Origin of the sequence: Streptomyces griseorubiginosus (assembly GCF_036345115.1) — a bacterium.
GTDB classification, from domain to species: domain Bacteria; phylum Actinomycetota; class Actinomycetes; order Streptomycetales; family Streptomycetaceae; genus Streptomyces; species Streptomyces griseorubiginosus_C.
The window spans coordinates 6,464,416-6,478,876 of record NZ_CP107766.1; the positions used below are offsets into that span (position 1 = coordinate 6,464,416).

Sequence of the window (14,461 nt, forward strand, 5' to 3'; positions counted from 1 at the left end):
CAGCGCAGCGGGGGCGCACTATCCCTTCGACGGATGCGGGGTCGAGCCGTACGCCGTCAGGAAGCGGTCTCGGAATGAGCTCATCTTCCAGACCGGGGCGTTGTGGGCCGGCTTCAGGCCGTCGGTCCAGTTCCAGGAGGCGATCGCGGACAGGACCTTGGGGTCCTTCGCCACGATCGAGATCGGGACGTCACGGCTCGCGTTCTCGCCGCTGACGCGGGCGATCGGCTGGTGGTCGCCGAGGAAGACGAGGACCGTGTCGTCGGTGCCGTAGCGCTCCAGCCACTGGGTGAGGGACGTGACCGAGTAGGAGATGGACTTGCCGTACTCCTGCTTGGAGCGGGTGGAGTTGGCGATGATGTCGGACGGCTTGTTGCCGGCCTTCTGGATGGCCTTGAAGACCGAGCCGTCACCCAGGTCGTTCCAGTCGACCATCTTGGGGATCGGGGCCCAGGGCTGGTGGCTGGAGGTCAGGATGATCTCGGACATCAGCGGCTTGGTGCGCTTCTTGCCGTGGACCTGCTTCTGGTAGGCCTCCAGGGCGTACTGGTCGGGCATGGTGGACCAGCTGAACTTGGGTCCCTGGTAGCCGAGTTGGAAGGCGTTGTAGACCTTGTCGAGGCCGTAGTACGCCTGTTCCGGCCAGCCCTTCTGGACACCCGGCATCACCCCGACCGTGTCCCAGTCGCCGGTCTTCTTGAAGGCCTTGGTGAGGCTGAGGTGGTCGCTGGCCATGACCGTGCGGTAGCGCTGCTGGTTGTCGATCCACAGGCCGGAGAGGGTGGTGGAGTGACCCAGCCAGCTGCTGCCGCCGTACGTCGCCGAGGTCAGCCAGCCGCTCTTCGCGTGGAAGCCGGCCTTCGCGAGGGCCGCCGTGCTGGTGTCGAGGGTCTTGTCGACGCCGGGCGCGATGACCGGGTCCTCGACGGCGCTGCGGCCGTAGCTCTCGATGAAGGTGAAGATCATGTCCTTGCCCCGCAGGTCGGGCACCAGCTGGGAACCCGGCGTGTTCCCGAACGCGTCGACCTTGGCCACCTTCTGGAACTCCGCCTCGTCCCGCAGCGTGTACAGCACCCGCTTGGCCTGGCGCCCGGTGAGCGCGGCGGTGTGCTCGGAGGCGAGCGGGGTTCCGAAGACCTGGAGTCCGAGGGCGGAGCAGGTGACCCACACGGTGGCCGCGACGAGGGTGCCCCGGGTCGCCTTCTGCCGGTGCCGGGCCAGCAGGCCGCTCAGCCGGACCATCGCCAGCGTCATGACGGCCGGCACCAGGAGCACGAGGACGGTCACGCCGACCACGGCACCGATGGCCACGCCCTGGCCCATCGAGTCGGCCACGTACGACCGCGCGTCGTCGAGCAGCTCCCAGTCGAGGACGGGGTTGAAGGCGCGTCCCAGGTAGTCGTAGAACCCCATGTCGAGCAGGTTCAGGATCGTCATCACCCCGAGCCCCACCCCCGCCAGTACGGCCAGGGCGAGCCGCGGCCGACGCGGCAGCGCCAGCGCCAGGGCCGCCCCCAGGATCGCCTCGGCCGGGATCCGCAGGAACTCCCCTGCGTGCAGATTCGCGATCTTGTTCGGCAGCAGCAGGGCTCCGAGGACCAGCAGCGCGGCGAGGGCATTGAGCGCCCAGCGGGTGTTCCGTACGGCGGTGGGGTGCGCGTCGCGCCAACGGGCGAACCGCTTGCGCAGGGACGGCTTGTCCGCCTCGGTCGCCTCGGCCTCGGGTGACGTGATCTCTGCAAGGGTCTCGGACACCCGAGGGTCCTTCCGTACGGGTCCTGGTAGAAGGCGGACCCGATATGGGGTCTCGGATCCGCCACATTCCCGTACGGCCCACCTCGGGCCACAGTTCACGTCCTAGGGCAAACACCGCCCCAACGCTTGGTCAACGGTCAGGTTCCGCGGCTCTGCCCGCGGAGCGCTACGCGCCGCCAACCGCCGTCAGCAACGCGAGCGGCGCCGCCGCCGAGCGGGACTCCCGCACGCACGCGTGCGGATACGGCACCGGCTCCCCGTGGGACTCCCGGCCGTACCCCGCCAGCACCTCCGGCAGCCGGTGACCGGTGGCCGTCGCCGCGTCCACCAGCCCGTGCGCCACCGCCCGTGCCTCGTCGTGCAGGCCGTAGCGCGCGAGGCCGAGGGTGATCAGCGCGTTGTCGTGCGGCCAGACCGAGCCTCGGTGGTACGACAGCGGGTGGTACGCCGGCTGTCCGGCGGCCAGGGTCCGCACTCCCCACCCGGAGAAGAAGTCCGGTTCCAGCAGTCGGCGGCCGACCATCTCGCCGTACTCCTTGTCGAGCAGCCCGGACCACAGCAGATGCCCCGCGTCGGAGGCCAGGGCGTCGACCTGGCGGCCCTCCCCGTCCAGCGCGAGGGCGGGGAACGTGCGGTCCGGCATCCAGAAGTCCCGCTGGAAACGGTCCCGCAGGTCGGCCGCGGCCTGTTCGAGGAGGGCCGCGTAGGTCTCGTCCTTCCACACCGTGCGGGCGACCCACGCGGTGCGGCGCAGCGCGTCGTACGCGTAGCCCTGGGCGCCCGCCGCCATCACCGGGCCGCTCGCGCGGGTGCCGTCGGCGCCGCAGATCGCGCCGGGGGAGTCCTTCCAGTTCTGGTTGGCGAGGCCGCCCTGGTCGGCGCGGTAGACGAGGTAGCCGCGCGAGGTCAGACCGCCGTGGTCGAGCATCCAGCCGATCGCGGCGCGGGCGTGGGACTCCAGGCGCCGGGCCAGCGAGGCGTCCCCGGTCTGCTCCACGTACGCGCCGAGGAGGACCAGGAAGAGCGGGGTGGCGTCGACCGAGCCGTAGTAGCGGCCGTACGGCACCTGCCCGAAGTGCGCCAGCTCGCCGTGCCGTACCTCGTGCACGATCTTGCCGGGCTGGGCGACGGAGGCCGCGCCGGTCTCGGTGGCCTGGGTCGCGGCGAGCGCGGGGAGGGTCGCGGCGGCCAGCTGGGGACGGTAGGGGAGGGCGAACAGGGAGGTGAGGAGGGCGTCGCGGCCGAGCAGCGTGAGGAACCAGGGGGCTCCCGCGGCCGGGACGCGCAGGTCCTCGCCGTCCGGGCCCGTGGCCGGCACCTGGAGCGAGGCCAGGTCGGCGAGGCCGCGGGCGCAGGCCGCCGCGAGCTCCGGCCAGCCGGTCGGGAAGGCCACTCCCTCCACGAACTCGCCCTCCAGTCGCAGGAGTTGGCGGTTCAGGGCGGCGGGGGAGCTCGGTACCCGGCGGGCCCGTTTGTCGCCGTGCGGGCGGGCCATCACCCGCAGGGTCAGCTCCGCCGAGCCGTGCGGTTCCAGGTCCAGCGTCCACACCAGGCGCCGTGCTCCGGTGCCCGTCTCCTCGACGCCGTCCGGGGCGGGGTCGGCCGTCACCGTCGTACACGAACGCCATTCTCGGCGCTGGTAGGTGAACTCCACGCCGTCGTCGAGGACTTCGCGGGAGCGGGTGGCGCCGGTCTTGGTGTAGGTGCGGTAGTCGGAGCGGAGTTCGAACTGGTCGGTGAAGTCGGCGTCCGCGGTGACCGCGAGCCGGACCGTCGTGGGCACCGGGCGGTTGCTGGTGACGCGCAGGGACTCGACGAACGAGCCGTCCCCCACGGCCTGTTCGCGGAACAGGGTGTGGGCGGGGGGTTCCTGGCGGCCGCCCCGGGGGACCAGGACGCAGCGGGCGGTGTCGCCGTCGGCGACCGGTGACAGGGTCTCCGGGACCGCGCCGTCGACGGTGAGCTGCCAGCGGCTCAGATGCCGGGCGTCCCGTACGAACAGGCCGTCCGGGGAGCTGCCGCCGCCCCGGACCCCGCTGATGTCCCCGCCGTCACCCACGGCCGCGAACGTCCCGCCGTGCACGAGCAGATGATGCCGGTCCGTCATCGCCGGTTCCCTCCCTTGAATCCCATGTCCGCCGTGACCGTGGTGCCGGTGGTCACCCCGGTGGTCGCGGTGTCGCTGTGCAGCAGGTCGAGTGCGAGCGCGGCCGTCCAGCTGAAGCCGGTCGCCCCGCAGGCCGCGCCGGTGTACGGGTCGACGTACTCCGCGAAGTCGGTGGCCGCGGCGAGGTCGAGCACCGACTCCCGCAGCGCGTCGGCGCGTCGGCGCTCGCCTTGGGTGCGCAGGCCCCGCTCCAGCAGCCAGCTCGTGTTGAACCAGGCCGGGCCGCGCCAGTACCGGTGCGGGTCGAAGGCCTCGCCGAGAAGGTCGTAGCTCGGCGGGAGCCTGGTCTCGGCGCCGAGTCCGAAGTGCGGGCCGGTCGCGGTACGCACGAGCGCCTGGACGACCTCGCGGGGCAGACCGGGCAGCAGCAGGGGGACCAGGCCGGAGACCCCGCGCTCGGGGACGAGGGAACCGCCGGCCGCGCCCGCGTCCCGCAGGTCCCGGCACAGGAACATCCCCCGGCCGGCGTCCCACAGCCGCTCCACCAACGCCTCCGTCAGCCGTTCCGCGCGCGTGTGCCGGGCCGTGCCGGTGGCGCCCAGCTCCTCGGCGATCCGGGCCAGCGCGTGCTCGGAGGCGATCAGGAGGGCGTTGAAGGCGGGGTCCTCCACCGCGAACTCCCCGGCGCCGTCGGCGTACGCGCCGTCCCGGTACTCCGTCGCGAGCCGCACGTACCGCCCGTAGTCCAGGTCCGTCGGCCGGTCCTCGGCCGCCCCGTGGTCGAGGTCGGCGCGGCGGAAGGAGCGGGCCGGGGCCGGGGTGACGCGGGACAGGGGGAGGTCCCAGGCGGGGCTGTTGTCCATACCCTGTTCCCAGGGGTGCACGACGGACGCGAGGCCGCCGCCGCCGAGATCGCGGCGGTGCAGGAGGTAGCGGTGCCAGGCCGCCAGGCGCGGGTAGACCCGGGCGAGGAAGCCGCGGGCCCGGGAGAGGCCGGGGTCGGCGCGGTGGACCAGCCACGCGGCCAGGGCGTGCACCGGTGGCTGCACGATGCCGGACGTCTGTACGGTGCGCGGGGCGCCGGCGGTGTGCCCCGCGGTCGAGGAGCGCCAGAAGTCGGGGCTCGGGAAGTACGCGTCGAGCGGTACGGAGGGGTTGAACACGATGTGCGGGATCCGCCCGTCGCCCCACTGGGCCGAGAGCAGCGTCTCCAGCTCCGTCTGCGCGCGCAGCGGCGAGAGGTGGCGCAGGCCGATCGCGATGAACGCGGAGTCCCAGGACCACTGGTGCGGGTACAGGCCGCGCGAGGGGACCGTGGAGGTGCCGGTCCAGTTGCCCTCCAGCACCCTCGCCGCCCTGGCGTGCAGGGAATCCGACGTGTTCGGCGGATCGTATGCGATCGAGCGCTCCGCGGAAGGGCTGACGAGCTGGGCAGTGCGATCCACTCGGGGCTCCCCGAAAGACGTGTGGCTGACCGGTTCGGTCAGGGCTACCGTAGGGTTACGTCTATTTAACACGCAAAACCCAATATGTAATGCAGAGTTGAGAAACACAAGGGGGTGCGCATGGCTGGACGGAGTCAGACCGGCGCCGGAGATCTGCTCGAACTGGTCCGCAGCGGGCGTGCCGTCACGCGCGGAGCGCTCCAGCAGGCCACCGGACTGTCCCGGGCGACCGTCGGCCAGCGCCTCGACCGGCTCTTCCGCGCGGGCTGGCTGCGCGAGGGCGCCGGGGGCCCCGTCGACTCCCCGCTGGGCGGCCGCCCCTCCATCACCCTGGAGTTCGACGACGCCCACGCCGTCGTCCTCGCCGCCGACCTGGAGACCCGGCACGCGCGCGCGGCCGTGCTCTCCCTGACCGGCGAGATCCTCGCCGAGCACAGCGGCACCCTGGTGATCGAGGACGGCCCGGACGCCGTGCTCGGCGAGCTGGGCCGCTGGTTCGCCGAACTGCTGGAGAAGGCGGGGCACCGGGCCGAGGAGGTCTGCGGCATCGGGCTCGCGGTGCCGGGGCCGGTGGACCTGGAGAGCGGCCGGGTGGTCCAGCCGCCGATCATGCCCGGCTGGGACGGCTACGACATACGAGGCCGCCTCGCCGGAGCCTTCACCGAGCACACCGGGTCCGGCCCGGTCCCCGTGCTCGTCGACAACGACGCCAACCTCATGGCGTACGGCGAACAGCGCACCGCGTATCCCGACTGCTCGGCGTTCGTGCTGGTCAAGGTCTCGACCGGGATCGGCGCCGGGGTCGTGGTCGACGGCTCGGTCTACCGGGGCGTCGACGGGGGCGCGGGCGACCTGGGCCACATCCGGGTGCCGGCCGGTGCCGAGGCGCTGTGCCGGTGCGGTTCCTACGGCTGCCTCGCCGCCGTGGCGAGTGGCGGTGCCGTGGCCCGGCGGCTGGCCGAGGCCGGGGTGCCGGCGGCCTCCGGCTCGGACGTGCGGGACCTGCTCGCGTCCGGGCACCCGGAGGCGGCGGCGCTCGCGCGGGAGGCCGGGCGGCTGGTCGGGGACGTGCTGGCGACGGTCGTGACCCTGCTGAACCCCGGGGTCCTGATGATCGCGGGGGATTTGGCCGGAACTCCCTTCCTCACGGGGGTCAGGGAACTCCTGTACCAGCGGGCGCTGCCGCGCTCCACCGCCCGGCTGGAGGTGGTGACCTCACGGCTCGGGGAGCGGGCCGGGCTGGTCGGCGCGGGTGCGCTGGTGGTGGAGCGGTTGTACGCGCCGGAGCGGGTCGAGGAGCGGTTGCTGGCGATGGGCGTGTGAGGTCCGCATGGTGAAATCCGGCTCGCTGTGGCAGCGTGATTCTCGCCACGCCTGATAAGGGTCAAGCTCAGATGAGCGGATCTTGGGTGACTGCACTTCTCCAAGGGGTGGCACTGAGTGCCACCCCTTGATCGTTCATCGATCGAAATCAGATGTGGCGCTGGTGCGCTCATGTGAGCGGAAACGGGGGTGGGTGAGCGCCCTTGCCTTCAAGAAATGAAAACATCCGGCGGCTGACGCTTGCCAAGCTTTGACTTTCGATCCGCTGGCGGACGACTGGTTACGGGCGTATGACGCCCGAGCAGACGTACCCAGAAGCCTTTGATCTGGGTATGTTCCTCGCCGTCAGGGCAGCCACCGCGTCCTCGAGGGAGTCGAGACCCGTGTCGGAAAACAAAGAACCCCACGTAGCGAAGTTCGTCTACGACTTCACCGAGGGAAACAAGGACCTCAAGGACCTCCTGGGTGGCAAGGGCGCGAACCTCGCCGAGATGACCAACCTGGGACTCCCCGTTCCCCCCGGCTTCACCATCACGACGGAAGCCTGCAAGGTCTACCTGGACAGCGGTGAGGAGCCCGCGGCACTGCGTGACGAGGTGAGTGCGCACCTCGACGCGCTGGAGCAGCGCATGGGCAAGAAGCTCGGCCAGGCCGACGACCCCCTGCTCGTCTCGGTCCGCTCCGGCGCGAAGTTCTCGATGCCCGGAATGATGGACACGGTCCTGAACATCGGCCTCTCCGACAAGTCGGTCCAGGGTCTCGCCCAGCAGGCCGGCGACGACCGCTTCGCCTGGGACTCCTACCGGCGCCTCATCCAGATGTTCGGCAAGACCGTCCTCGGCGTCGACGGCGACCTCTTCGAGGAGGCCCTCGACAAGGCCAAGGAGGCCAAGAAGGTCACGGTCGACACCGACCTGGAGGCCGCCGACCTCAAGAAGCTCGTCACCGCCTTCAAGAAGATCGTCAAGAAGGAGGCCGGCCGGGACTTCCCGCAGGACCCGCGCGAGCAGATGGACCTCGCCATCAAGGCGGTCTTCGACTCGTGGAACGGCGACCGCGCGAAGCTCTACCGCCGCCAGGAGCGCATCCCGCACGACCTGGGCACGGCCGTCAACGTCTGTTCCATGGTCTTCGGCAACCTCGGCCCCGACTCCGGCACCGGCGTCGCCTTCACCCGCGACCCCGCCTCCGGCCACCAGGGCGTCTACGGCGACTACCTCCAGAACGCCCAGGGCGAGGACGTCGTCGCGGGCATCCGCAACACCGTGCCGCTCGCGGAGCTGGAGCAGATCGACAAGAAGTCGTACGACCAGCTGATGCAGATCATGGAGACGCTGGAGAACCACTACAAGGACCTCTGCGACATCGAGTTCACCATCGAGCGCGGTCAGCTGTGGATGCTCCAGACCCGGGTCGGCAAGCGCACGGCGGGCGCGGCCTTCCGGATCGCCACCCAGCTGGTCGACCAGGGCCTCATCGACGAGGCCGAGGCGCTCCAGCGCGTCACCGGCGCCCAGCTGGCCCAGCTGATGTTCCCGCGCTTCGACGAGAACACCAAGGTCGCGCAGGTCGGCCGGGGCATCGCGGCCTCGCCGGGCGCGGCCGTCGGCAAGGCGGTCTTCGACTCGTACACCGCCGTGAAGTGGTCTCGTTCCGGCGAGAAGGTCATCCTGGTCCGCCGGGAGACCAACCCCGACGACCTCGACGGCATGATCGCGGCCGAGGGCATCCTGACCTCCCGCGGCGGCAAGACCTCCCACGCGGCCGTCGTCGCGCGCGGCATGGGCAAGACCTGTGTCTGCGGTGCCGAGGAGCTGGAGGTCGACACCAAGCGGCGCCGGATGACGGTTCCGGGCGGGCACGTCGTGGAGGAGGGCGACCTCATCTCCATCGACGGGTCGTCCGGCAAGGTGTACCTCGGCGAGGTCCCGGTCGTGCCGTCTCCCGTCGTGGAGTACTTCGAGGGCCGGATGCACGCGGGCGCCAACGACGCCGACGAGCTGGTCGAGGCCGTGCACCGGATCATGGCGTTCGCCGACCGCAAGCGCCGGCTGCGGGTCCGCGCCAACGCGGACAACGCCGAGGACGCGCTGCGCGCCCGTCGCTTCGGCGCCCAGGGCATCGGCCTGTGCCGTACCGAGCACATGTTCCTCGGTGACCGCCGTGAGCTGGTCGAGCGGCTGATCCTGGCCGACACGGAGGCCGAGCGCGAGGAGTCGCTGAAGGAGCTGCTCCCGCTCCAGAAGCAGGACTTCGTGGAGCTGTTCTCGGCGATGGACGGCCTGCCGGTGACGGTCCGCCTCCTCGACCCGCCGCTGCACGAGTTCCTCCCCGACATCACCGAGCTGTCGGTCCGCGTGGCGCTCGCGGAGTCCCGCCAGGAGCCGCACGAGAACGAACTCCGGCTCCTCCAGGCCGTACACCGTCTGCACGAGCAGAACCCGATGCTGGGCCTGCGCGGCGTGCGCCTCGGTCTGGTCATCCCGGGCCTGTTCACCATGCAGGTACGGGCCATCGCCGAGGCGGCGGCCGAACGCAAGAACGCCAAGGGCGACCCGCGCGCCGAGATCATGATCCCGCTCGTCGGCACCGTCCAGGAGCTGGAGATCGTGCGCGAGGAGGCCGACCAGGTCGTCGCGGACGTCGAGGCGGCCACGGGTGTGGAGCTGAAGCTGTCGATCGGCACGATGATCGAGCTGCCGCGCGCCGCGCTGACCGCCGGTCAGATCGCGGAGGCGGCGGAGTTCTTCTCCTTCGGCACCAACGACCTCACCCAGACGGTGTGGGGCTTCAGCCGCGACGACGTGGAGGCGAGCTTCTTCACGGCGTACCTGGAGAAGGGCATCTTCGGAGTCAGCCCGTTCGAGACGATCGACAAGGACGGCGTGGGCTCCCTGGTCAAGCTCGCGGCGGAGGCGGGCCGCGCGACCCGCCCCGACCTCAAGCTCGGCGTCTGCGGTGAGCACGGCGGTGACCCGGAGTCGGTGCACTTCTTCCACGAGGTGGGTCTGGACTACGTCTCCTGCTCCCCGTTCCGCATCCCGGTGGCCCGCCTGGAGGCGGGGCGCGCGGCGATCACGGCGAACGGCAGCGACCACCGGTAGGCCCTACGGCCCCTGCAACCCCGGATCCGCCGCCCGTCCCCGACCCTCAACCGATGGGCGGCGGCTCCGGACCACGAAGAGAGGGCGGCACCCTTGTGCGGGGGTGCCGCCCTCTCGTGCGTGCTCGGTACGGCTGTTACCGTCGCGCGATGTCCAAGAGCGAACTAGACGCGGTGACCGCCGAGTTCTTCGGGGCCTTCGACAACCGGGGCGGCAGGGCAGCCGACGTCGGACGCATTCGGCGGCTGGTCCTTCCCGGGGGCGTGATCGTCAAGACCGGACCGGAGTTCACGGTCTACACCGTGGAGGAGTTCATCGAGCCCCGGCTGCGACTGCTGACCGAGGGACGACTGGTGGACTTCTCCGAGTGGGAGACCTCCGAACGGACCGACATCGCGGGTGACATCGCCTCCCGGTTCAGCACGTACCGCAAGTCCGGGGTCCTGGACGGGGAGCCGTTCGAGGGCGGGGGGACCAAGACCGTTCAGTTCGTCCGTACGTCACGGGGGTGGCGTATCGCGGCTCTGGCCTGGTACGACCACGCCTGACCGGTGCAGGTGCCGATTCCGCCGGTCCGTGTCGTCAGCGTGTCGCGCGGCGCCTGCGTGCCGATGCCACCAGGGCGCCGCCCGTGAGGAGCACGGTGGAACCCGCGGCGGCGAAGTAGACCGTGGTGTCGCCGCCGCCGGTCTCGGCGAGGTCCCGGTTCTGCCGGCCGGGGTCCCCGGCGGTCACGTCGTCGTCGTGGGCCTTGAAGTCCGCGGGCGGCTGGTCGCAGCCGATGCCGTCGCCGTCCCGGTCCAGGTGGCTGCCGTAGTGCTCGTTGCCCTTGGGAAGGTTCGCGTATCCGGCGGCGTACGCCTCGGTGCAGTTCGCGAACGGGTGGTCCCCGTCATGGGCTGACGCGGCACCCGGCAGCACGGCCAGGGCCAGCGCGGCGACGACGATGGCGCCGGGCTTGCGGAGCAGGTTCACAGCGGGGTCCTTCCGGGTTCGTGAGAGGTGACGAACCTAGTGAGGTCCGGATGCCGTGTCGGCCACATGAGAAACCCGTGATGCGAACGTGACGTGACCGGAAGGTAGCTCTCCGCAAGCGCGACACCGGTGGCTCAGCTGTCGCAGGCCACCCCGTCGTCGTCCCGGTCGAGGTGGGAGGCGTAGCCGGGCTCACCGCGATGGATCGGCGCGGCGCCGGCGGCTCGGGCCTCGGTGCAGTTCTTGTAGTAGACGCTGCCGGAGCCGGAGCCGGAGCCGGAATCAGCTTCCGAAGCGCCTGCGTCTGCCTTCGCCTCGGCCCCCACGGTCCTGGTCACCTTGACCGTCTTCGTGGCGGTCACCGTGGCCGCCGGTTCCGGCTCCGGCGTCACCGTGGCGGTCGCCGTGACGGTCACCGTCGGCTGCGGCTTGGCGGCGGCGGGCTTCGCGTCGGTCGTCGTCCGGGACTGGTCGCCGCTGCCTATGCCGACACCGAGGAACAGGGCCAGGGTGAGAGCGGGCAGGACGTACCGCTTCCGGGCCCACTTGGGAGCGGGTCGGGGAGCGGTCGGCGGCGCGGGCTGCCACGGCGGCACGGGCTGAGGCTGCGAGGCGTACGGATTGGTCATGTCGTCCCCCTGGAGGTGTTACGTGAGGGGATGACCGTATTGCTGGTGTCGCAGTTGTGGAGCTGAAGTGTTCATTCCGTGACCATTACATGTCACATCGTCACGCCCGTACGGTCGGTGCCTCGCGGTGGCGTTCGGGTGGGTGGGTCGGAGGGCGGGGGGTCGGTGCCGGGTGGGGCGACGGGAGGCGGATCGTCGCGTTCAGGCCGCCCGTCGCCGCCGCGCGCAGCGTCGCCTCGCCGCCGCTCGCGTGGGCCAGCCGCTGGACCAGGGCGAGGCCGAGTCCGGTGCCCCCCTTGGGGGCGCCCGGCGCCCGCCAGAACCGGTCGAAGGCGCGGGCGCGCTGGTCGGCCGACATGCCGGGGCCCTCGTCGGTGACGTGCAGGTCGATCCAGCCGGAGCGCGGGCCGCGCCGGGACGGGGTGTGCGGGCGGAGTTCCACGGTCACCGTGCTGCCGACGGGGGACGCGCGCAACGCGTTGGACAGCAGGTTGTCCAGGATCTGCTCCACCGCACCCGGCAGTGCCGACACCGGGCCCACGCCGCCCGTGAACAGGACCAGCGACACCCCCTGCCGGCCGTACAGCGGCAGCCACGTGCGGTGCCGCTCCGCGCAGACCTCGCCGACGTCCACCGGCACCGGCCGCGCCGCGTCCTCCTCCAGCCGGGCCATCGCGAGCAGCCCCTCCACCATGCGCGCCAGCCGGTCCGTCTCGGTCACGGCCGCGGCCAGGCTGCCCCGGCCGCGCGCGGACACGCTGGGCTCCAGGTTCTCCAGGCGCAGCCGCAGTGCCGCCAGCGGTGTCTTGAGCTGGTGCGAGGCCTCACCCGCGAACGCCCGCTGCGCGTCGAGGAGATGGGCGAGCCGGGCCGCCGTACGGTTGAACGCGGCCGCCAGACTCCGCACTTCGGGCGGCCCCTTCGTCACCGTCACCGGAGTCGCCCGGCCGCCCTCCGCCAACTCATGCGTCGCACGCTCCAGTTCACGGATCGGCCGACCCGTCCAGCGGGCGATGCCGAAACCGACCAGGACGACGGCCGTGAGGACGCCCAGCCCGCCGAGGGCGAGCAGCAGCCACACGTGATGCACCCGCTCGTGCACCGTCCGGGTGGGCACGGTCAGCCAGACGGCACCCTGGGCGCCGTGTCCCATGGGCGCGGCCACCGACAGGTACTCCACCCCGCCGATCGTGGAGGTGCGCACGTCCGCCGTCGACGTGCCCCGCAGCGCTGCCGCGATCCCCGGCCGCGAGGACAGCGACCGGGTCACCTCCCCGGACAGCGGATGCGAGGTGGCGAGCAGCGTGCCCGCGCCGTCCACGACCACCACCGTCCCGCCGATCCGCGCGGCGCAGTGCGCCACCCGATCGGGCAGGTCCCGCTCCGCGCGGCCGGTCGCCAGACTCAGTGCCGCGTACGCGGAGACCGACTCGGCCTCGTCCCGGGCCGCCCCCACCACCCGCTCCCGCTCGCCCCGCGAGTACACGAACCCCAGCGGGATCTCCAGGCAGAGCAGCACCAGGGCGGCCAGCGTGAGATAGCTCAGCAGCAGCCGGCGCGTCATGCCGGACCGTCCGGTCCGCTGTGCACCGCCAGCCGGAAGCCGACCCCGCGCAGCGTCTGGATCCAGGCCGGGTGCCCCAACTTCCGCCGCAGCGAGGCGACATGGACGTCCAGCGTCTTCGTCGGGCCCTCGTAGAACGGATCCCAGACCCGGTCGAGGATCTGCTGCCGGGAGTACACCGCGCCCGGGTCCTCGGTGAGCAGCGCGAGCAGGTCGAACTCCTTCGGCGTGAGCGGCACCTGGGACTCGCCGACCCAGACCTGCCGGGTACGACGGTCCACGGCGAGCGGGCCCGGGTCATGACCGGGCGCCCCGGCGGGCGCGGGCGCCGTGGGCGCGGCCGGGGACGAGGGCGGGGGCAAAGGCGCGGGGGATGTCGGGAATGCCGGGGCGGGTGTCTCCTGCGCCCGCCGCGTCCGCCGGGTCACCGCCCGCACCCGGGCCACCAACTCCCGTACGCTGAACGGCTTCGCCAGATAGTCGTCGGCGCCGAGCTCCAGTCCCAGCACCCGGTCCGCCTCCTCCCCGCGTGCGCTGAGGATGACGATCGGCACGTCCGACACCTCCCGGATGCCCCGGCAGACGTCGATGCCGTCCATGTCCGGCAGCCCCAGGTCCAGGAGCACGACATCGCCGTACGGCGCTCTCAGCCCCTCGGTGCCGGTGGTCACGTGATCCACCGCCAGGCCGAAGTGCGCGAGGCCCTCGGCCAGCGGTTCGGCGATCGTCTCGTCGTCCTCGATGAGCAGCACACGCAGGCCCATACGCCGTATCTCTCCCACCCGAATTCATATTCCGCCCTGTGCTCGACACGCTACAAGAAGCGGGCGCCTCCCGGGAGTCGGGAAAAAGAATGTCCTGCTCCTGGCCGGGCTCTGGCCCGCTATTAACCTTCCTCTGTGCATCGCCTCTCTATGGTGCTGGGAACTGACAGAAACAGCAGCTCAGGAGGCTCCCTTGAAGGCATTGCTGGATCGTGCGCGCTCGTTCAGGCGGCGGGCGGATTTCGAGAGCGGTGAATACCGGAAACTGGCCGACGGGCAATATCCCGAGGCACTCTTCATAAGCTGCTCGGACTCGCGGGTCATTCCCGCGCTGATCACCGGCGCCCGGCCCGGTGAGATATTCGAGCTGCGGAACGCGGGCAATATCGTGCCGTCGTACGGACAGCACGCGGCCGGTGGTGAGGCCGCCACCATCGAGTACGCGCTGGAGGTGCTCGGGGTTCAGGACGTGGTCGTGTGCGGTCACTCACACTGCGGGGCGATGGGGGCCCTGCGGTCCGGCGACGACCTGACCGCGCTGCCGGGCGTGGACGCGTGGCTGGGCCTGGCCCGCCCGTCCCTGGCCCCCGTGCTCACCGACGCGCCCCCGCTCGCCGACGTCGTCCAGCGCAACGTCGTCAACCAGCTCGCCGCACTGCGCAGTTACCCCGTGGTGCGGCAGCGGCTCGACGCCGACCGGCTGCGGTTGCACGGCTGGTACTACGAGGTCGACACCGGGCAGGTGCACGAGCTCGACGAGGACGGCCGGTTCCGGGTGCATGCCGCGTGAGCGGG

The 14,461-nt window shown here is 71.5% G+C and carries 11 protein-coding genes; 4 read left to right on the top strand and 7 right to left on the bottom strand.

Annotation, left to right across the window (positions count from 1 at the left end; all coding sequences use genetic code 11):
• Positions 1-18: 18 nt before the first annotated feature.
• The 3 genes from OHN19_RS29255 to OHN19_RS29265 form a co-directional block, all read right to left on the bottom strand.
• Positions 19-1,755 (bottom strand): CDP-alcohol phosphatidyltransferase, encoded by a 1,737-nt coding sequence (locus tag OHN19_RS29255; RefSeq protein WP_330267058.1) that lies wholly within the window; start codon positions 1,753-1,755, stop codon positions 19-21.
• A 166-nt stretch (positions 1,756-1,921) separates the two neighbouring features.
• Positions 1,922-3,862 (bottom strand): glycogen debranching N-terminal domain-containing protein, encoded by a 1,941-nt coding sequence (locus OHN19_RS29260; RefSeq protein ID WP_330267059.1) that lies wholly within the window; start codon positions 3,860-3,862, stop codon positions 1,922-1,924.
• Positions 3,859-5,307 carry an MGH1-like glycoside hydrolase domain-containing protein gene (locus OHN19_RS29265; RefSeq protein ID WP_330267060.1) on the bottom strand — a complete coding sequence of 483 codons (1,449 nt, stop codon included), beginning with the start codon at positions 5,305-5,307 and terminating at the stop codon, positions 3,859-3,861. Before OHN19_RS29265 ends, OHN19_RS29260 begins: the two co-directional genes overlap by 4 nt.
• Before the next feature lie 120 nt (positions 5,308-5,427).
• Here OHN19_RS29265 and OHN19_RS29270 point away from each other — a divergent pair, with 120 nt between their 5' ends.
• The 3 genes from OHN19_RS29270 (at position 5,428) to OHN19_RS29280 (ending at position 10,282) form a co-directional block, all read left to right on the top strand.
• Positions 5,428-6,630, top strand: coding sequence for an ROK family protein (locus tag OHN19_RS29270; protein ID WP_330267061.1), 1,203 nt, complete (start codon positions 5,428-5,430; stop codon positions 6,628-6,630).
• Positions 6,631-7,013: 383 nt separating this feature from the next.
• A complete protein-coding gene (gene ppdK / locus OHN19_RS29275; RefSeq protein WP_330267062.1) occupies positions 7,014-9,734 on the top strand; it encodes a pyruvate, phosphate dikinase in 2,721 nt (906 codons plus the stop codon).
• A 149-nt stretch (positions 9,735-9,883) separates the two neighbouring features.
• A complete protein-coding gene (locus OHN19_RS29280) occupies positions 9,884-10,282 on the top strand; it encodes a DUF4440 domain-containing protein (protein ID WP_330267063.1) in 399 nt (132 codons plus the stop codon).
• 34 nt (positions 10,283-10,316) lie between these two features.
• Here the strand turns inward: OHN19_RS29280 and OHN19_RS29285 are convergent, their stop codons facing one another.
• The 4 genes from OHN19_RS29285 to OHN19_RS29300 form a co-directional block, all read right to left on the bottom strand.
• Entirely contained in the window at positions 10,317-10,709 is a 393-nt protein-coding gene (locus OHN19_RS29285; protein ID WP_330267064.1) for an excalibur calcium-binding domain-containing protein, read from the bottom strand.
• Between the two features lie 134 nt (positions 10,710-10,843).
• A complete protein-coding gene (locus OHN19_RS29290; protein WP_330267065.1) occupies positions 10,844-11,338 on the bottom strand; it encodes an excalibur calcium-binding domain-containing protein in 495 nt (164 codons plus the stop codon).
• Positions 11,339-11,438: 100 nt separating this feature from the next.
• The gene (locus OHN19_RS29295; protein ID WP_330267066.1) at positions 11,439-12,902 is read right to left on the bottom strand and encodes an ATP-binding protein; all 1,464 of its coding nucleotides are present in this window, start codon (positions 12,900-12,902) and stop codon (positions 11,439-11,441) included.
• Positions 12,899-13,666, bottom strand: coding sequence for a response regulator transcription factor (locus OHN19_RS29300; RefSeq protein ID WP_330267067.1), 768 nt, complete (start codon positions 13,664-13,666; stop codon positions 12,899-12,901). Before OHN19_RS29300 ends, OHN19_RS29295 begins: the two co-directional genes overlap by 4 nt.
• Before the next feature lie 193 nt (positions 13,667-13,859).
• Here OHN19_RS29300 and OHN19_RS29305 point away from each other — a divergent pair, with 193 nt between their 5' ends.
• Complete coding sequence (locus OHN19_RS29305; RefSeq protein ID WP_330267068.1) at positions 13,860-14,456, top strand: carbonic anhydrase; 597 nt, start codon at positions 13,860-13,862, stop codon at positions 14,454-14,456.
• The last annotated feature ends 5 nt before the right edge of the window (positions 14,457-14,461 follow it).

Coding starts and splice junctions, on each gene's coding strand:
- OHN19_RS29300 (WP_330267067.1), bottom strand. CDS start 13,666: ATGGGCCTGCGTGTGCTGCTCATCGAGGACGACGAGACGATCGCCGAA.
- OHN19_RS29280 (WP_330267063.1), top strand. CDS start 9,884: ATGTCCAAGAGCGAACTAGACGCGGTGACCGCCGAGTTCTTCGGGGCC.
- OHN19_RS29290 (WP_330267065.1), bottom strand. CDS start 11,338: ATGACCAATCCGTACGCCTCGCAGCCTCAGCCCGTGCCGCCGTGGCAG.
- OHN19_RS29295 (WP_330267066.1), bottom strand. CDS start 12,902: ATGACGCGCCGGCTGCTGCTGAGCTATCTCACGCTGGCCGCCCTGGTG.
- OHN19_RS29260 (WP_330267059.1), bottom strand. CDS start 3,862: ATGACGGACCGGCATCATCTGCTCGTGCACGGCGGGACGTTCGCGGCC.
- OHN19_RS29270 (WP_330267061.1), top strand. CDS start 5,428: ATGGCTGGACGGAGTCAGACCGGCGCCGGAGATCTGCTCGAACTGGTC.